Here is a 17,036-nt window from a genome sequence, read left to right on the forward strand (position 1 = left end):
TTTCGCCTGCCTTTCTATAAAGATTCCAAGAAAAGGAACTGTCATGGCCGAACCGCTTGCTACAACCCCGATCCGTTACAGCTTCGGCGCCGACGAGCACCTGTTTGCCGAAGTCAGCGAAAGCATGTCGCTGGAGGCCTTTTTCAAGGGTATGGCCGTCACCCGTGCGGTGGAGCGCATGGCCCTGGATGGCGTGCTTGATGTGTGCCTGGCCAACGCGTCGTTCCAGGTCCGCTTCGACCCGGACCGTATCGCCCCCGAGGCACTGCTCGAAGCCGTGCGCGGCGCCGAAGCGCAGGCGGTGGCCGAGCGTTCGTTGCAGACGCGGATCATCGAGATCCCGGTGCTGTACAACGACCCCTGGACCCATGAAACCCTGATGCGCTTTCGGGATCGCCACCAGGACCCCACCAGCACTGACCTGGAGTACGCCGCGCGCATCAACGGCCTGGCCGATGTCGAGGCCTTCATCGCCGCCCACAGTGGCGCGCCATGGTTCGTGTCGATGGTCGGCTTTGTTGCCGGCCTGCCGTTCATGTTCCAGATGGTCGAGCGCCAGCGGCAGCTGCAGGTGCCCAAGTACCTGCGCCCCCGTACCGACACGCCCAAGCTCACCCTGGGCCATGGCGGCTGCTTTGGTTGCATCTACTCGGTGCGTGGGGCCGGGGGCTACCAGATGTTCGGCGTCACCCCGGCACCGATCTACGACCCGCAGCAGACCTTGAATTACCTGAAAGAGCACATGGTGTTCTTCCGCCCGGGTGACATCGTGCAGTTCAAGCCTATCGACCGCCGCACCTACGACCGGGCGGTGGCGGAGGTGGAGGATGGCTGCTTCGACCTGCGCATTCGCCCGGTGACGTTTTCCCTGGACGCCTTCCTCGCCGACCCGGTCGGCTACCCCAAATCGTTGCAGGAGGTGCTGGCATGATCAAGGTACTCAAACCGGGCTTGGCCACTTCTGTACAGGACCTGGGCCGCGAAGGTTACTACCACCTGGGCATTCCACCGTCCGGCGCACTCGACCAGTACGCCTTGAGCGCAGCCAACCACCTGGTGGGCAACCCGGCCGGCGCTGCGGGCCTGGAGTGCGCGCTGGTGGGGCCGGAGCTGGAGTTCCGGCAGGACGCACTGGTCGCTGTGTGCGGCGCGCAGATGCCAGCGTTGCTCGATGGCCGCGAGCAGCGCCCGGACACGGCGTTTGCCGTGCGGGCCGGGCAAGTGTTGCGTTTCGGCTTTCCAACAGCGGGCGCCCGGGCCTACCTGGCAGTGGCCGGAGGCATCGATGTGCCCGAGGTACTGGGTAGCCGGTCCACCTACGCGCTGGGCGCGTTGGGTGGCTTTCATGGGCGCAAACTGATGGCGGGCGACCTGCTGCCGGTCGGCGTGCCCAGCGGCAAGACCCGTGCCGGTGCAAGCTTGCCCATGGCCCTGCGTCAGGCCTTGGGGGGCGAGGTGGTGTTGCGGGTGGTGCCTGGGCTGTACTTCCACCGCCTGACCGAAGCTGCAGCGCAACGTTTCTTCACCGACGCCTGGACCGTTGGCTCCGAAGCGGACCGCATCGGTTATCGCTACAAAGGCGGCAGCGCCTTGAGTTTCCAACCGCGCGAGCAGCCGTTCGGTGCGGGGTCGGACCCGTCCAATATCGTCGACAGCTGCTACCCGATCGGATCGATCCAGGTGCCGGCAGGGTTGGAACCGATCATCCTGCATCGCGATGCAGTGTCGGGGGGCGGCTACGCCATGATCGGCACGGTGATCAGTGCCGACCTCGACCTGATCGGGCAGATGCAGCCCAACCAGCAGGCGCGGTTCCTGCCGGTGAGCCTGGAGCAGGCACTGGAGGCGCGGCGTTCGTACAAGAAGAAGCTGGCCTGCCTGGCCAGGCTCTTCAGTTGAGCATGATGTTTTCGCTGTAGCAGCGGCCTTGTGCCCGACGGGGCCGCAACGGGCTCCGCGGCTACGCCGAGCGCGCAGGTTTGCTGATGGTCTTGCCGGTTTGCGAGGCCACCTCAAGGGCTTGGCCGTCCCGCTGTTTGCCTTGGCGCGCCAGGCCTTCAAGTTGCGGTATCAGCATGCCTTCCGGCAAATGCCGCCAGAACCGCCCAGGCATGTGCAGGCGCAAGGCGTCCGGGTTGAGGCGGGCCGGGTTGAAGGTGTGGCGGTAGTAGGTGCGCCAGAGTTCGGCGCCGGGGTCTTCGGCGTTGCGGGCCCACTGGCGCCAGGGCTCGGGGCACTGTCGCTGGTAGTCGAACGACTGGCCGTCGAAGCGAATGCCATCCTGTGGCGTGGCAATCAACCAGCGCAAACGCCCCAGGCGGTCGGCAAAATGCGCGCTGGCACTGTGCAGAATGTCGTGTGCCGGCTCGTGATAGGCCACCAGCTCCAGTTGCAAGTGCTCAGCCAGTTCATCAGGCAGCGGCACGAAGCGTACAAACGCGTGCAAGTGATGTGCCTCGCGGGTTACCTGCTTGATGCGCCGTTGCAGCTCACTGCCCAGCCGGTCACCGGCCAGCATTGCCGTGCGGTCGCCATGGGCGACGCGCCACAGCACCTCATACAGCAGGTTCCAGCGCTGTTCGCCACGGTAGCGAGAGGCCTGCTCCAACTGGCTCAGCAGTGCGGCCGGGACTTTGGCCCGGAAAGGGCCAGGCCCTTCAGGCGGCGCTGCCGGCACGGCCAGCAGGTCCGCCATCGGGCCTTGCGACCAGGTGACTTCCGACGGGTCGATGCCATGGCTCAACAACACCCGGGCCTGGTCGCGCCAGGTGGCGAACAGGTCGTCGCAGTCGAGTGCGATCACCCCCATAACCCCATCTGCACGGGCACTGGCGGCTCACTCAAGCGCGCGCGCAGCAAGCCGCTGCGCAGCTCGGCCTGGGCGGGGCGGTAGTCGCTGGTGACGATGAACGGCCGTGCCTTGTCCAGCACGCAGCGCAGCTGGATCAGGTCGTCATAACGGATGCGCCGCTCCCGCCGCAGGGCGACCAGGCGCTGTACGCTGCGCAGGCCGATGCCGGGGATACGCGCCAATAGCGCAGGTTCCGCGCGGTTCACGTCCAGCGGGAAGACTTCGCGGTTGGCCAGCGCCCAGGCCAGCTTGGGGTCGATGTCCAGTGCCAGGTTGCCGCTGTGGCCCAGCAGCTCGCCAGCCTTGTAGCCATAGCCACGCAGCAGAAAGTCGGCCTGATACAGGCGGTGTTCGCGCAGCAGCGGTGGTGCGGCGAGGGGCACGCTGCCGGGGCTGTCGGGGATCGGGCTGAAGGCGGAGTAGTACACGCGCTTGAGGCCGTAGCCCTGGTACAGCGACTCGGCATTGCGCAGCAAGGTACTGTCGTCGGTGCTGTCGGCGCCGACGATGACTTGGGTGCTCTGCCCGGCCGGGGTAAAGCGCGGCGCCCTGGGCTCGTTGGCCACGGCCTGCTGGCCCTGATGAATCACGCCCATGGCCTGGCGAATGGTGCGCCCTTGCTTTTCCGGCGCCAGGCGCTTGAGGCTGGCGTCGGTGGGCAGTTCGATGTTGACGCTGAGGCGGTCGGCCAGGTGCCCGGCCTCTTCGATCAGCAGCGGGTCGGCATCGGGGATGGCCTTGAGGTGGATGTAGCCGCGGAAGCTGTGCTCTTCGCGCAACAGCCGGGCCACACGGATCAGCTGCTCCATGGTGTAGTCCGCCGAGCGGATGATGCCGGAGCTGAGGAACAGGCCGCTGATGCAGTTGCGCCGGTAGAAGTCCAGGGTCAGGCGTACCACTTCCTCGGGGCTGAAGCGCGCGCGTGGCACGTTGCTGGAGCGGCGGTTGACGCAGTACTGGCAGTCATACAGGCAGAAGTTGGTCAGCAGCACCTTGAGCAGTGATACGCAGCGGCCGTCGGGGGTGTAGCTGTGACAGATACCCATGCCATTGGTAGCACCCAGGCCATCAGCGCCGCGCGAGTTACGCTTGGGCGCGCCGCTGCTGGCGCAAGATGCGTCGTACTTGGCGGCATCGGCCAGGATGCCGAGTTTGGCGATGAGTTGCATGGCGCGGTCTCGCTATACTGAATATTCATACAGTATTTTGAGATTTGATGGATTGCAAGCGATATGGATAGGGGAGCGCGAGTTTGACCTGGAGCAGTACCTGATCGGGCAGGCGCTGCAGTTCGGCGGGCATTCTCCTAAGCGCCCACCGGACCGGCAGGGTCTGGTGGGTCATTTCCCTGCGTGTTCCTCAACGACCAGCGGGTTGCGCCAGGTATCGGCCCAGGCGAAGTGGTAGACGTCGTTGGGGGCACTGGCCTGGCACTGACCGTTGTCGGCATCTGCACCGACGACATACCATTCGGCCCGCGAGGTTTCACCCAGCTTGCGTGCCTTGTCGACGTTGAAGCACTGGCCCAGTTCGGTGGCTGGAACCAGGGCGAAGGCGGTGGGGTGCTGGCGCAGCCAGTAGACCGCTGCATCCACTTTGGATTGGCTGGTGAAACCGAAGTGCACGATGGGTTGCCGGGCAAACAGCCAATGCCCCTCGCGCCAGTTGACCAGCACCAGTTCGGCACCGGCAGTGGCCTGTGCGGCGTCGCTCATCAGCGTCTCATGCGGGTTGCGGCCCTCCTTCACGGGTTCGACGAAACCACGCGCGAACCACAGGGCGAACCATACCAGGGCTGCTGTGGTGAATGCCTTGTGCCAGCCCGGCCGACGCTGCCACCAGCGCTTGAGCAGCCACGGCACCAGCGGCGCCATGGCCAGAATCAGGCCTGGCAGCGCCGGGAAAATATACAGCTTGCGCTTGCCGCTGCTCAGGCTGAAGAACAGCAGCACCAATGCCACCCAGCCTAGCAGCAGCAGGAAGCGGCCATCGTGCTTTTGCAGTTGCCGGCGCCAGGCCGGTATCAGCCAGGGCAGGGCCAGGATCAGAGGTAGCCAGTACTTGGGGATGACCTTGACGAAGAAGTACCAGAACGGCTCGCGATGGTCCCAGGCATTGGCGTAGCGGCTGGCGGTCTGGCGCAGCAGGATTTCCTTCAGGTAGGCCAGCTCTGCCGCGCCGCCGCCATGGGCGATCGACACCAGCAGCGGCAGCAGCCACACGGCGCAACCGGCGAGTAACCACAGTAGCCCCAGGCTCCAGCGCCATCCCTGGCCGGGCATGGCGACTACGCCGCGCCAGCGATGGCGCACCGCCCAGGCATAAGGCAGCAATATCAGCGCCGGAACAAAACCCACCCCCTTGCTGATAATGCCCAGGCCCATGGATGCGCAAGCCAGGTAGAACCAGCCCCAGGCGGGCCCCAGTAGCAGGTGGCGCAGCATGCCGTAGAGGCCCAGCGCAACCCAAAGGCACAGGAAACTGTCGATCTGCCCGGTGCGCAGGATGCTGTAGGTCTGGTAGGTGGCCAGGAACAACAAGGCCGCGATCACGCCGGTGCGCCGGTTCCACAGGCGCCGCCCGAGGTCATGCAGCACCCAGGTGATGGTCGCCGCCGACAGCAGCCCGGGCAGGTACAGGGCAACGTTGGGCGCGCCGGTCAGGTAGCTGAACAGCGCCACGGTCCACATGAACAACGGTGGCTTGTCGCCATAGATCTCTGCTGCACGGTGTGGGATGAACCAGTTGCCGCTCTGCAGCATTTCCAGGGCCACGCCGAGAAAGCGTTCTTCATCGACATTCATCGGCTGACGCCAGCCGATTCCCGCGCCCACCAGCAACACGGCGAGGGCGATCAGGGCCAGGCGTTCGGCCCCGATTGTCTTGAACTTAGGCAAAGGGCTATTCCTTCAGTTGCTGGTGGCGGGCAATCAGTTGCAGGTTGCGCAGGTAGACCAGAAAGCCGAAGCTTTGGCCGATAATGAAGACCGGGTCCTGGCGGTAGATGGCGTAAGTCAGCAGTAGCGTGCTGCCGAGCATGCTCAGGTACCAGAAGCCTACCGGGATCACGCTGCGGCGCTTGAGTTCGCTGTACAGCCACTGCAGCACGAAGCGCCCGGTGAAAACGGCCTGACCCGCGAAGCCGATGATCAACCAGAGGGTTTCGCGGGTCATCCTTCAAGCTCCTGCGGGCGGCTGTGCAGGCGGGTGCGGCGGATTAGCCACCACACCCCGAACAAGTCGAGGATGCCGACCAGGGCGCGGTCCAGGTTGCCATACTTGGAGACACCGGCGTGGCGTGGCCGGTGGTTGACCGGGTGCACCAGCATGCGGCCGTTGTGGCGCAGGATCAGTGCCGGAATGTAGCGGTGCATGTGGTCGAAGTAGGGCAGGTGCAGGAAGGCTGCCCGCTCGATCAGCTTCAGCCCGCAGCCGGTGTCGGGCGTGGCATCCTTGAGCAGGCGGCTGCGCAGGCCGTTGGCTACGCGCGAGGCCCAGCGCTTGCTGGCGCTGTCACGTCGGTTGACCCGGTGCCCGGCCACCAGCTTGACGCCGCCGGCCAGGTTCTGGTTGGCGCGCACCAGGGCTAGCATGCCGGGGATGTCTGCCGGGTCGTTCTGGCCATCGCCATCCAAGGTCGCCAGCCAGTGGCCGCGGGCCGCCTGGGCGGCATGCCACAGCGAGGTGCTCTGGCCCAGCGAACGGTCGTGACGTAGGATGCGCAATTGCCTGTAGCCCTGGCTTTTCAGGTGTTGCAGTACGCTCAGGGTGCCGTCGCTGCTGCCGTCGTCGACCACCAGCACTTCGTAGTGTTCGGCCGTGAGTGCAGTGCGTATCTCCATCAGCAGTGATGGCAGGTTGTCGACCTCGTTCTTGGCGGGGATCAGTACCGAGAGGTCAAGTGGATCGCTCATGAGGCTACCTGTGATCGTGTTGTGATTGCGTGGATCAAACCCGGTAGAAATCCCGGTACCAGCCAATGAAGGCGTTGACGCCATGTTCCAGCGATGTGCCTGGGGAGAAGTCGATCCAGCGTGCCAGTGAGCTGACGTCGGCCCAGGTTTCCAGCACGTCCCCCGCTTGCAGCGGCAGGTAGTCGCGTTGGGCCTTGATACCCAAGGCGTCCTCCAGGCATTCGACAAAATGCAGCAGCCTTACCGGCTGACCGCGGCCAATATTGAACAGTTGGCAGGGTGGTTTCCCCTCGGCTGGCCGGGGCGGTTTCAGGCGCAGGCGCACGATGCTTTCGACGATGTCGTCGATGTAGGTGAAGTCGCGGCCCATCAGGCCGTTGTTGTAAAGCGCTATTGGCCGGCCCTCGAGCATGGCGCGGGTGAATTTGAACAGCGCCATGTCAGGGCGGCCCCAGGGGCCGTAGACCGTGAAAAAGCGCAGGCCGGTGGTCGGCAGGCGGTACAGGTGGGCGTAGCTGTGCGCCATCAGTTCATTGGCGCGCTTGCTGGCGGCATAGAGCGACACGGGCTGGTCGACCGGGTCGTCGATGCTGAACGGCAGCTTGGCATTGGCCCCGTACACGGAGCTGCTGGAGGCGTAGATCAAGTGGCGGGGTGGCTGCGCTCTGCAGGCCTCGAGAACATTGAGGAAACCAACCAGGTTGGCCTGGCCGTAGGCACCCGGGTTGTCCAGTGAATAGCGCACGCCGGCCTGGGCCGCCAGGTGGATCACCTCGCTGAACGCCTGCCTGGCGAACAGCGGTTGCAAATCGGCAGGGTTGGCGATGTCGAGGGTATAGAAGTGGAAGCTGGAAAAACCGAACAACGCCTGCAGGCGCGCCCGCTTGAGTTCGACGCTGTAGTAGGCATTAAGGTTGTCGATACCGACCACTTCGATGCCGGCCTCGCACAGGCGCCGCGCCACGTGGTAGCCAATGAAACCTGCCACACCGGTAATCAGTACGGGCATACTGGCTGCACCTGGCCACGGCCGATCCCGTAATAAGTCAGGCCGGCGGCGGCCATGTGCTCAGGCTCGAACAGGTTGCGCCCGTCGAACACCACCCGGTCGGTCAACTGCTGCGGCACCTTGTCCAGATTGAGTACGCGGTAGTCCTGCCACTCGGTGACGATCACCAAGGCATCTGCGCCCTTTAATGCATCGTCCTTGCAGGGCACCAGTTGCAAGTCGGCACGCGGGCCGTAGTGGCGCCGGATTTCTTCCATGGCCTGAGGGTCGTGAGCCTGCACCCGCGCGCCCGCGGCCCACAGTGCTTCCAGCAGGACCCGGCTGGAGGCTTCGCGGATATCATTGGTATTGGGCTTGAACGACAACCCCCACAGGGCAAACACCTTGCCCCGCAGGCCGCCGGGGTAGTGGCGCTGGATCTTGCTGAACAGCCGGCCCTTCTGCTGCTCGTTGACCGACTCTACTGCGCGCAGCAACTGTGTCTCGAAGCCTTCCGACTCGGCACTGTGGCGCAGGGCTTGCAGGTCTTTGGGGAAGCACGAGCCGCCAAAACCGCAGCCGGCGTAGATGAAGTCATAACCGATGCGCGGGTCCGAGCCGATGCCACGGCGCACCATTTCGATGTCGGCCCCCAGGTGCTCGGCCAGGTTGGCGATTTCGTTGATGAAGGAAATCTTGGTTGCCAGCATGCAGTTGGCCGCGTACTTGGTCAGCTCGGCGCTGCGCGCATCCATGACCATAAGCTTCTCGCGGTTGCGGCTGAACGGCAGGTAAAGCTCGCGTAGCAACTCCACTTCGGCCGCATCTGCGCCGCCGATGATGATGCGCTCGGGGCGCATGCAGTCATCCACCGCTGAGCCTTCCTTGAGAAACTCCGGGTTGCTGATCACCTGGAAGCGGCTGGTATCGGCCACGGCCTGGGCGATGCGTGCCTTGATGCGGTGTACCGTACCCACCGGCACGGTGGACTTGTTGACGATTACTTTGGGCCCGTCAGCGTGTTCGAGGATGCTGTCGACCACGGCGAAAACGTGTTTCAGGTCGGCGCTACCATCGGCTTGCGGCGGAGTACCGACGGCAATGAACTGCAACCTGGCATAGTTGGCAGCGACTGCGGCATCCGTGGTGAAGCGCAGCCGACCGCAGGCGAGGTTCTTCTCCAGCAGCGGCGCAAGGCCGGGCTCGAAGATCGGGCAATGGCCTTCACTCAGGCTGGCCACCCGATCGGCATCGACATCCATGCACAACACCGAATGGCCCACCTGGGCCAGGCACACCGCCTGGGTCAGGCCGACATAGCCGGTTCCGAAAACCGTGACCTTCATTTGACAGCTCCTTGATAGGAAAGCTGAAAAAAAATGTCACATCCTTGTTTAGGAATTGTTACCTGACGGATGTTTTCGTGGGCCATGAGGCCTTTATTCCACTTCGCCCAGGCAGAGCATCTAAACTTAATGACAGCTCGCGTTAGCGCGTTGTACCGCGAACGAAAACCCTTGAACCGACCACCGCCTTCCCGGAGCGGATGTCCCTCGTTGGCGATGGCCTTCTTGCAGAGGAGGGCAGGTCATGGACGAGGCAAGGCTTCACGATTTTATGGGCAAGCTGGTGGGCGACATGGGCGCGGCGGCGACGCTGGCCAATGTCATTCTCGGCGATGAACTGGGGCTGTACCGGGCCATGGCCGACAGCCAGGCGGTCACCCCTGAGCAACTGGCGGAAAAGACCGGCTGCCACCCGCGGCTGGTGCGAGAATGGTTGAATGCCCAGGCGGCATCGGGCTACATGGTCCATGACAAGGGCCGTTTTGTGCTGCCTGAAGAACAGGCCATGGCCCTGGCGCTGGAGGATTCTCCGGCCTACATGGCCGGCGGCGCGTCCGTGGTGGCGGCGCTGTTCCATGACAAGGACAAGCTGGTAGCTGCCATGCGTGGCGATGGCGGGTTGGCCTGGGGCGATCACCACCCGTGCATGTTCAGCGGTACCGAGCGGTTTTTCCGGCCGGGGTATCGCACCTTCCTGGTAGCGGATTGGCTGCCGGCACTGGAGGGTGTGGTGGCCAAGCTGCAGGCGGGCGCCAAGGTGGCGGATGTGGGGTGCGGTCATGGTGCCTCGACGCTGGTGATGGCGCAGGCGTTTCCGGCGTCGACCTTCGTGGGGTACGACTATCATCAGCCTTCGATCGTCACCGCCAACGCGCGTGCGCGTGAAGCGGGGTTGGAGTCGCGGGTGAGCTTCCAGCAGGCCAGCGCCAAGGAGTACCCGGGGCATGACCATGACCTGGTGTGCTTCTTCGATTGCCTGCACGACATGGGTGACCCGGTCGGGGCAGCCAGGCATGCCTACCATGCTTTGAAAGCGGATGGCACGGTCATGCTGGTGGAGCCTTATGCCGAGGACTCGCTGGAGGGTAACCTGACACCGGTCGGGCGCTTGTTCTATGCGGCGTCGACGTTTATCTGCACGCCCAATTCGTTGTCGCAGGAAGTGGGGCTGGGGTTGGGTGCGCAGGCCGGGGAGGCGCGATTGCGGGCGGTCTTCGAGGAGGCAGGGTTCAGCAGGTTCCGGCGGGCGACGCAGACGCCGTTCAACCTGATTCTGGAGGCCCGCAAGTAGAGCGTGATCCTGCAGCGGCCTCTTCGCGGGCTCGCCCACACAGGTTACGTGCTTGTTTCAGGCCTGTGGAGCGCCTGAGCTGCCCGCGAAGTGGCTGGGCCTGGAAAGCAGAAGGGGCGCCATGTGGCGCCCCTTCTGTTTGTTGCTTAGGCTTCAGCGTCCCAAGGACGATCGCCTTTTTCATCTTTGACGCGGGTCGGCAGGCCCATCACGTCCAGCGCCTTGAGGAACGGCTCGGCTGGCAGCTCCTCGACGTTGACCATGCGCTTGGCATCCCACTCGCCACGGGCTACCAGCAGGGCGGCAGCCACTGGCGGTACGCCGGCGGTGTAGGAAATGCCCTGGCTGTCGGTCTCGGCGTAGGCTTCTTCGTGGTCGGCCACGTTGTAGATGAACACTTCGCGCGGCTGGCCATCCTTGGTGCCTTTGACCAGGTCGCCGATGCAGGTCTTGCCGGTGTAGCCAGGGGCCAGCGAGGCCGGGTCTGGCAGTACAGCCTTGACTACTTTCAGCGGTACCACTTCCAGGCCTTCGGCGGTTTTCACCGGTTGCTCGCTGAGCAGGCCCAGGTTTTTCAGTACCGTGAACACGTTGATGTAGTGCTCGCCGAAGCTCATCCAGAAGCGCACGTTCGGGACGTTGAGGTTCTTCGAAATCGAGTGAACTTCATCGTGGCCGGTCAGGTACAGGTTTTGCGAGCCTACCACTGGCAGGTCGTCGGTACGCTTGACCTCGAACATGGTGTTGCTGGTCCACTGGCTGTTCTGCCAGCTCCACACTTGTCCGGTGAACTCGCGGAAGTTGATTTCCGGGTCGAAGTTGGTGGCAAAGTACTTGCCATGTGAACCGGCATTGACGTCGAGAATATCGATCGAATCAATGCTGTCGAAATACTGTTGCTGCGCCAGCTTGGCGTAGCTGTTCACCACACCCGGGTCGAAACCGACGCCGAGAATGGCGGTAATGTTCTTTGCCTGGCACTCTTCGAGGTGTTTCCACTCGTAGTTGCCGTACCACGGTGGGGTCTCGCAGATCTTGCCCGGCTCTTCGTGGATGGCGGTGTCCAGATAGGCGACACCCGTATCGATGCATGCACGCAGCACCGACATGTTGAGGAAGGCGGAACCCACATTGATCACGATCTGCGATTCGGTTTCGCGGATCAGCGCCTTGGTTGCCTCGACATCGAGGGCATTGAGCGAGAAGGCCTGGATGTCGGCGGGTACCTTGAGGCTACCCTTGGCCTTGACGCTGTCGATGATGGCCTGGCATTTGGAGATGTTCCGTGACGCGATGGCGATACGACCCAGTTCGTCGTTATGCTGCGCGCACTTGTGGGCCACCACCTTGGCGACACCTCCTGCACCAATGATAAGAACGTTCTTCTTCAATTTACCCTTTGCTCCTTACTTGAAAGCCGGTCTTACGACAGGCTGGAAACGTAGTCTTCGAAACCGAACTCGCGGACGACTTCGACGCTGCCGTCGAGCTGCTTGACCACGATGGAAGGCATCTTCAGCCCGTTGAACCAGTTTTTCTTGACCATGGTGTAACCCGCCGTGTCGATGAACGACAGGCGATCGCCAATGGCCAGCGGACGGTCGAATTGGTACTCGCCGAAGATGTCACCGGCCAGGCATGACTTGCCGCAGACCATGTAGGTATGCTCGCCGTCATTGGGGGCCATCTTGGCGTTGAGGCGGTAGATCAGCAGGTCGAGCAGGTGCGCTTCGATCGAGCTGTCGACCACGGCCAGGTGCTTGCCGTTGTACAGGGTATCGAGCACGGTCACTTCCAGCGAGGCGCTGTTGGTGATGGCGGCTTCGCCCGGCTCCAGGTAAACCTGCACGCCGTATTTTTCCGAGAACGCCTTCAAGCGCGCGCAGAAGGCGTCTACTGCATAGTCTTCACCGGTGAAGTGAATGCCGCCACCCAGGCTGACCCACTCGACCTTGTGCAGCAGGTGGCCGAATCGCTCTTCGATGTGCGTGAGCATCTTGTCGAACAGGCCGAAGTCACCGTTCTCGCAGTTGTTGTGGAACATGAAACCGGAGATCTGTTCGATCACCTGCTCGATCTTGGCCGGGTCCCATTCGCCCAGGCGGCTGAACGGGCGGGCCGGGTCGGCCAGCAGGTAGTCGGAGCTGCTGACCTGCGGGTTGACGCGCAGACCACGCACCTTGCCTTCGGACTGTTCGGCAAAGCGTTGCAGCTGGCCGATCGAGTTGAAGATGATCTTGTCGCAGTTCTCAAGCATCTCCTCGACCTCGTCGTCGGCCCAGGCCACGCTATAAGCATGGGTTTCGCCGGCGAACTTCTGGCGGCCGAGCTTGAGCTCGAACAGGGAGGACGAGGTGGTACCGTCCATGTACTGCTGCATCAGGTCGAACACCGACCAGGTGGCGAAGCATTTGAGGGCGAGCAGCGCCTTGGCACCGGAGTGTTCGCGCACGTAGGCGATCTTCTCCATGTTGCTGAGCAGCTTGGTTTTATCGATGAGGTAATACGGCGTCTTGATCATTTAAAGGCCCCCGGCCAGGCCGGCCAAAAAAAGGACACGCATTGTGCCTTCACTTGCCGCAGACCGAAAGGGCGGGATACGCATTTCGTCAGGGTTGACGCTATTGCGAGGGCTTTTTCGGTTGCGGCGAGCCTAGTAGATCAGGTGCATGTGACTGTCGTAATCACCCCCGACAGATGGCAGCTTTAGTCTGCCTGCTGCAGCCAGGCCTGGATCTGCTCCAGTGTTGCGGTAGCGCCGCCACAGACCACCACCAGTACATTGCGCAAGGCGCCCAGTGCCTTGGCATCATAGGCCACTGCCAACGCCGCCCCGCACGCGGGCTCGACCAGTACACGGTGGTCCAGCAAGAACCGCTCACAGGCCTCCAGCGCTGCGCGATCGCTGACCAGATGGCTGTGCACCGGATGCTGCTGCACGCACCTCAGCGCCTGATCAGCCACACGCTTGGCCCCCAGCGACGTGGCCACCGAGGCGATGCGCTCCAGCTCCACCGAATGCCCAGCCTGCATGGCCGCATGCAGCGACGCCGCGCCCTCGGTTTCTACTGCCAGCACCGGCACATCGCCCCAGCCATTGCGCTTGAGCCCCTCTACCACGCCACTGAGCAAGCCGCCCCCGCCGACTGACAACACCACCGCGTCCGGCTTCAGGCCGGCTTCGGCCACCTCATCCACCAGGCTGGCATGCCCGGCCCACAGCAGTGGGTCGTCGAATGGGTGGATGAAAGCATCGTTCGGGCCTATCAGTGTCTGTGCCAGGGCGTTGGCCTCTTGCCAGGAACTGCCGTGCACCACCACCTTGGCGTCTTCCAGGTGCAGCAGCTGCTTGGCCCGTTCGGTGGTGGTTTCGGGTACCACCACGGTCACCGGCACCCCCAGCTTGCGTCCAGCGTAGGCGACTGCCAAACCGGCATTGCCACCTGACGAGGACACAAAGTGCCGGGCGCCACGCGCGTGGTGTACCTCGCAGGCGTAGCCTACACCGCGCAGTTTGAACGAACCGCAGGGTTGCAGGGCGTCGAGCTTGAGCCAGATATTACGACCGGCCGCCAACGACAGCGGGCGCGACTCGATCAGGGGGGTATGAATGTGCAAGGTCATTGGCTGGCTCCGCGTAGTTGCTCGAGGTAGTTGTAAATGGTGTAGCGCGTCACGCCGAGGGCGCTGGCAGCCTTCTCCACGCCGCCCTTGACGATGAACAGGCCGCGCTCCTGCATGACGCGCACGGCCTCGACCTTGGCCTGTTTGTTCATCCGCCCCTGGCCGCTGCGCTGCAGGGCAGCCTGGATGATCTCGCTCATCAGCAGCTCCATGTCGGCCGGTTCGTTGACCGCCGGTATGGCCCCCAGCGGCTGCAACTGCTGGAGAAAGCTCATGGCAGCATCCAGGCCGGTGACGTCGGTGTTGACGCACAGGCTGGCGAAGGGGTGGCCGCTGCTGTCACGGAAGATTGCCGTGGCACTCCGTAGCGTGCGGCCTTTGAGCGTAGTGGGGTAATCGGGCAGCACCACCGGCTCACAGCCGTGCTGGTCGGCCGAGGCCTGCATCAGTGCCTTGAAACCCTGGTCCTGCTCCGGTGCGGCGAGGATCGGGCTGCCCACGCTGCGGCCGGAAAGATGACCGTTGACGATCGCCACCACCGAGTGTTCGGGGTGGTCAAGGTCGTGCAGGAGTATTTCCATGTTGCGCGCGGCAACGCTGCCCAGGGCCTGGATGGCGGCCTTGAGCACGGTGAGGGTGAGTTGGCGTTCTTCGCTGTGGGTGATAGGCATGGCAGATCGCAAAATCAACTGTTTGTGTATTTTTACACATATGGTTGAAATTCGCGATCTGCTTTTAGGGGCCCTGTAAGACTCAGCCAAGCGCCGGCGTGCGCGGCGGAATCATCCGGCGCGAGCCGGTGGCCTCGAACGCGGCAGCAAAACTCAGCAGCGCGTTGTCGCTATAAGCCTTCCCGGCAAAGGTCAGCCCCACCGGCATACCGATATCGGCCATCACGCCCATCGGCACGGTCACGGTCGGCACGCCCAGGTGACGGATTGCCAGGTTGCCGTTGGCTACCCAGACACCGTTGCTCCAGGCGATGTCCGCCGATACCGGGTTGATATCGGCATCGGCCGGGCCAACGTCGGCTACGGTGGGGAACAGCACCGCGTCCAGGCCCAGCTTGTCCATCCAGTCTTCCAGGTCCAGCTTGCGGGTCTGCTCCAGCCCGCGCAGGCCGTCGGGCAGGGTCTCGATCTGGTCCCAGGTCTTCAGGCCACGTTTGGCCATGTTGACGTACTCGTCCATGCCGGCAGCCAGGTCATCTTCACGGTTGGGCAAGGTGCCCGGGTCGTGGGGGAAGATCTTCAGCCCGTCGACATCGGCCAGGCGGTTAAGCTTGGGGTCATCGTTGGCGCGCAGGAAGTCGTCAAAGGCCCAGCCCGACAGTTCCCACAGTTCGTCATGCAGGAATGCCTTGCTGACGATGCCACGGTTGTACACGGTCGGCGCGCCTGGGCGGTCGCCTTCGCAGTTGGACACCAACGGGAAGTCCACTTCCAGCACTTCGGCACCCGCCGCTTCCAGGGCCTGGCGTGCTTGTTGCCACAGGTCGATCACCGTGGCGCGGGTGTTGATGCGTTGGCCGGTCGGCCCGCCGATGCCTGGCTTCTCGGCGGTGCCCGCTTCGGGATCGGCATTTATATACATGCGTGGTACGCCAAAGCGCTTGCCCTTGAGCGCGCTGGCATCTACCGCCAGTTCAAGGTACGACGCCGGACGTACCGTCGAGGCAGCGGGGATTGGCACCCACGGCTGCAGGCGCCACAGGTCGCCGCGCTTGTCGGCGTCATCGGCGACCACCACGTCGAGGATTTCCAGCAGGTCGGCCATGGTGCGGGCGTAGGGCACCACCACGTCCATGGTCGGCGTCAGCGGCCAGTTGCCACGCACCGAAATCACCCCGCGCGACGGGGTGTAGGCGCACAGGCCGTTGTTGGACGCCGGGCCACGGCCGCTGGACCAGGTTTCTTCGGCCAGGCCAAAGGCGCTGAAGCTGGCGGCGGTGGCGGTACCGGCACCGTTGGACGAGCCCGAGGCGAAGGGCGCGGTCAGGTAGTTGGCGTTGTACGGGCTTTCGGCGCGGCCATAGACGCCGCGCTGCATGCCACCGTTAGCCATGGGCGGCATGTTGGTCTTGCCCAGGCACACGGCACCGGCGGCGCGCAGGCGCTCGATGGTGAAGGCATCGCGCTGGGCGACCAGGTCCTTGAAGGCAGGGCTGCCGGAGGCGGCAGTCAAGCCTTTGACCAGGTAGCTGTCCTTGGCGGTGTAGGGGATGCCGTCCAGCGGGCTAAGCACCTGGCCCTTGGCACGACGGGCATCGGAGGCCTCGGCCTCTTTGAGCGCCTCCGGGTTGCGTACCACTACGGCGTTAAGGGCTGTGGCCGTGTCGGCGCCATCGTAGGCGTCGATGCGCGCCAGGTAGGCCTTGACCAGCTCGACCGCTGTCGTGCGGCCCGACTCGAGCGCGTCGCGCAGCTCGGCAATGGAAACCTCGGTTACCTCGATCATGCGTTCACCAAAAAAATGTGCAGGTGGGGGCTAATGCGAGGAGTGTACAAGAAGGGCTTGGCGGACGCAGGTTTGCGCAGGGGCAAATGGTTTTATGCAGGGGGGCATTGTCGGGGGCATTCACAGGCATTACCCGGCCCATTGTGGGGGCGGCCTTTCAGTCACCCAAGGGCCGCCCACAGGCTGGTGCTCAGCCTCAGCCCTGCGCGATATCGAGAAACATCATCACCGCAAACCCACCCACAACCCCGGGGTCGCCGTTGTTTCCCACAGGTATGAACTGCAGATGGTCATGGTAGGGCAGCAGGAACTGGCACGGGTAATGGACCTGGGGGCAGTGCTGGGCATCAAGGTCGAACCGGCGCTGGAAGTCCTGAAAGTCGTCGTCCACATCTAAAGCCTGGCGCAGTCCCTGTGGGAGCGGCCTTGTGTCGCGAAAGGGCTGCACAGCAGCCCCGGGATTTCAGCGTCGATGCAAATAATGCTGGGGCCGCTTCGCGGCCCTTTCGCGACACAAGGCCGCTCCCACACGGATCGCGCCAGCTTATGGAAATTGAGCAAGACA

General features: G+C 63.6%; 16 protein-coding genes. 3 read left to right on the forward strand and 13 right to left on the reverse strand.

What is annotated here, in order from left to right; translation table 11 throughout:
- Nucleotides 1–43: 43 nt before the first annotated feature.
- Together ACK59Z_RS02130 and ACK59Z_RS02135 are read left to right on the forward strand one after the other, a co-directional pair.
- Entirely contained in the window at nucleotides 44–931 is an 888-nt protein-coding gene (locus ACK59Z_RS02130) for an allophanate hydrolase subunit 1 (RefSeq protein ID WP_003248100.1), read from the forward strand.
- Nucleotides 928–1,899 (forward strand): biotin-dependent carboxyltransferase family protein, encoded by a 972-nt coding sequence (locus ACK59Z_RS02135; RefSeq protein WP_003248102.1) that lies wholly within the window; start codon nucleotides 928–930, stop codon nucleotides 1,897–1,899. Before ACK59Z_RS02130 ends, ACK59Z_RS02135 begins: the two co-directional genes overlap by 4 nt.
- A gap of 61 nt (nucleotides 1,900–1,960) precedes the next feature.
- Here ACK59Z_RS02135 and ACK59Z_RS02140 read toward each other — a convergent pair whose 3' ends face one another.
- The 8 genes from ACK59Z_RS02140 to ACK59Z_RS02175 are packed head-to-tail and all read right to left on the reverse strand — an operon-like array spanning nucleotide 1,961 to nucleotide 9,099.
- Nucleotides 1,961–2,809, reverse strand: a complete 849-nt coding sequence (locus ACK59Z_RS02140) for a TIGR03915 family putative DNA repair protein (protein WP_014861078.1) — start codon at nucleotides 2,807–2,809, stop codon at nucleotides 1,961–1,963.
- Nucleotides 2,800–4,020 (reverse strand): putative DNA modification/repair radical SAM protein, encoded by a 1,221-nt coding sequence (locus tag ACK59Z_RS02145; RefSeq protein ID WP_108191028.1) that lies wholly within the window; start codon nucleotides 4,018–4,020, stop codon nucleotides 2,800–2,802. Before ACK59Z_RS02145 ends, ACK59Z_RS02140 begins: the two co-directional genes overlap by 10 nt.
- Nucleotides 4,021–4,045: 25 nt before the next feature.
- Nucleotides 4,046–4,195 (reverse strand): hypothetical protein, encoded by a 150-nt coding sequence (locus tag ACK59Z_RS02150; RefSeq protein WP_181318764.1) that lies wholly within the window; start codon nucleotides 4,193–4,195, stop codon nucleotides 4,046–4,048.
- Complete coding sequence (locus ACK59Z_RS02155; protein WP_409292215.1) at nucleotides 4,192–5,748, reverse strand: ArnT family glycosyltransferase; 1,557 nt, start codon at nucleotides 5,746–5,748, stop codon at nucleotides 4,192–4,194. The genes ACK59Z_RS02150 and ACK59Z_RS02155 overlap by 4 nt, the downstream gene beginning before the upstream one ends.
- A gap of 4 nt (nucleotides 5,749–5,752) precedes the next feature.
- A complete protein-coding gene (locus ACK59Z_RS02160) occupies nucleotides 5,753–6,025 on the reverse strand; it encodes a lipid-A-disaccharide synthase N-terminal domain-containing protein (protein WP_409292217.1) in 273 nt (90 codons plus the stop codon).
- On the reverse strand, nucleotides 6,022–6,765 hold the full coding sequence (locus ACK59Z_RS02165; RefSeq protein WP_003248113.1) for a glycosyltransferase family 2 protein: 744 nt from the start codon (nucleotides 6,763–6,765) through the stop codon (nucleotides 6,022–6,024). Before ACK59Z_RS02165 ends, ACK59Z_RS02160 begins: the two co-directional genes overlap by 4 nt.
- A gap of 34 nt (nucleotides 6,766–6,799) precedes the next feature.
- Nucleotides 6,800–7,774 (reverse strand): NAD-dependent epimerase/dehydratase family protein, encoded by a 975-nt coding sequence (locus tag ACK59Z_RS02170; RefSeq protein ID WP_108191030.1) that lies wholly within the window; start codon nucleotides 7,772–7,774, stop codon nucleotides 6,800–6,802.
- Complete coding sequence (locus tag ACK59Z_RS02175) at nucleotides 7,762–9,099, reverse strand: UDP-glucose/GDP-mannose dehydrogenase family protein (protein ID WP_070096699.1); 1,338 nt, start codon at nucleotides 9,097–9,099, stop codon at nucleotides 7,762–7,764. Before ACK59Z_RS02175 ends, ACK59Z_RS02170 begins: the two co-directional genes overlap by 13 nt.
- 244 nt (nucleotides 9,100–9,343) lie before the next feature.
- On the opposite strand from ACK59Z_RS02175, the gene ACK59Z_RS02180 reads away from it, so the two are divergent.
- Entirely contained in the window at nucleotides 9,344–10,390 is a 1,047-nt protein-coding gene (locus tag ACK59Z_RS02180) for a class I SAM-dependent methyltransferase (protein ID WP_003248119.1), read from the forward strand.
- Between the two features lie 146 nt (nucleotides 10,391–10,536).
- Here ACK59Z_RS02180 and ACK59Z_RS02185 read toward each other — a convergent pair whose 3' ends face one another.
- From ACK59Z_RS02185 to ACK59Z_RS02205, 5 genes are all read right to left on the reverse strand, one after another.
- Entirely contained in the window at nucleotides 10,537–11,781 is a 1,245-nt protein-coding gene (locus ACK59Z_RS02185) for a saccharopine dehydrogenase family protein (protein WP_003248123.1), read from the reverse strand.
- Nucleotides 11,782–11,813: 32 nt separating this feature from the next.
- The gene (nspC, locus tag ACK59Z_RS02190; RefSeq protein ID WP_003248125.1) at nucleotides 11,814–12,911 is read right to left on the reverse strand and encodes a carboxynorspermidine decarboxylase; all 1,098 of its coding nucleotides are present in this window, start codon (nucleotides 12,909–12,911) and stop codon (nucleotides 11,814–11,816) included.
- Between the two features lie 185 nt (nucleotides 12,912–13,096).
- Nucleotides 13,097–14,014, reverse strand: a complete 918-nt coding sequence (locus ACK59Z_RS02195) for a pyridoxal-phosphate dependent enzyme (RefSeq protein WP_108191031.1) — start codon at nucleotides 14,012–14,014, stop codon at nucleotides 13,097–13,099.
- A complete protein-coding gene (locus tag ACK59Z_RS02200) occupies nucleotides 14,011–14,685 on the reverse strand; it encodes a transcriptional regulator (RefSeq protein WP_108191032.1) in 675 nt (224 codons plus the stop codon). Before ACK59Z_RS02200 ends, ACK59Z_RS02195 begins: the two co-directional genes overlap by 4 nt.
- An 82-nt stretch (nucleotides 14,686–14,767) precedes the next feature.
- Nucleotides 14,768–16,471, reverse strand: a complete 1,704-nt coding sequence (locus tag ACK59Z_RS02205) for an amidase (protein ID WP_108191033.1) — start codon at nucleotides 16,469–16,471, stop codon at nucleotides 14,768–14,770.
- Nucleotides 16,472–17,036: the final 565 nt, after the last annotated feature.

It is taken from the genome of Pseudomonas sp. KCJK9058, from assembly GCF_046230975.1.
In the GTDB taxonomy this organism is placed as follows: domain Bacteria; phylum Pseudomonadota; class Gammaproteobacteria; order Pseudomonadales; family Pseudomonadaceae; genus Aquipseudomonas; species Aquipseudomonas alloputida.

Coding starts and splice junctions, on each gene's coding strand:
- ACK59Z_RS02130 (WP_003248100.1), top strand. CDS start 44: ATGGCCGAACCGCTTGCTACAACCCCGATCCGTTACAGCTTCGGCGCC.
- ACK59Z_RS02135 (WP_003248102.1), top strand. CDS start 928: ATGATCAAGGTACTCAAACCGGGCTTGGCCACTTCTGTACAGGACCTG.
- ACK59Z_RS02140 (WP_014861078.1), bottom strand. CDS start 2,809: ATGGGGGTGATCGCACTCGACTGCGACGACCTGTTCGCCACCTGGCGC.
- ACK59Z_RS02145 (WP_108191028.1), bottom strand. CDS start 4,020: ATGCAACTCATCGCCAAACTCGGCATCCTGGCCGATGCCGCCAAGTAC.
- ACK59Z_RS02150 (WP_181318764.1), bottom strand. CDS start 4,195: ATGACCCACCAGACCCTGCCGGTCCGGTGGGCGCTTAGGAGAATGCCC.
- ACK59Z_RS02160 (WP_409292217.1), bottom strand. CDS start 6,025: ATGACCCGCGAAACCCTCTGGTTGATCATCGGCTTCGCGGGTCAGGCC.
- ACK59Z_RS02165 (WP_003248113.1), bottom strand. CDS start 6,765: ATGAGCGATCCACTTGACCTCTCGGTACTGATCCCCGCCAAGAACGAG.
- ACK59Z_RS02170 (WP_108191030.1), bottom strand. CDS start 7,774: ATGCCCGTACTGATTACCGGTGTGGCAGGTTTCATTGGCTACCACGTG.
- ACK59Z_RS02175 (WP_070096699.1), bottom strand. CDS start 9,099: ATGAAGGTCACGGTTTTCGGAACCGGCTATGTCGGCCTGACCCAGGCG.
- ACK59Z_RS02180 (WP_003248119.1), top strand. CDS start 9,344: ATGGACGAGGCAAGGCTTCACGATTTTATGGGCAAGCTGGTGGGCGAC.
- nspC (WP_003248125.1), bottom strand. CDS start 12,911: ATGATCAAGACGCCGTATTACCTCATCGATAAAACCAAGCTGCTCAGC.
- ACK59Z_RS02195 (WP_108191031.1), bottom strand. CDS start 14,014: ATGACCTTGCACATTCATACCCCCCTGATCGAGTCGCGCCCGCTGTCG.
- ACK59Z_RS02200 (WP_108191032.1), bottom strand. CDS start 14,685: ATGCCTATCACCCACAGCGAAGAACGCCAACTCACCCTCACCGTGCTC.
- ACK59Z_RS02205 (WP_108191033.1), bottom strand. CDS start 16,471: ATGATCGAGGTAACCGAGGTTTCCATTGCCGAGCTGCGCGACGCGCTC.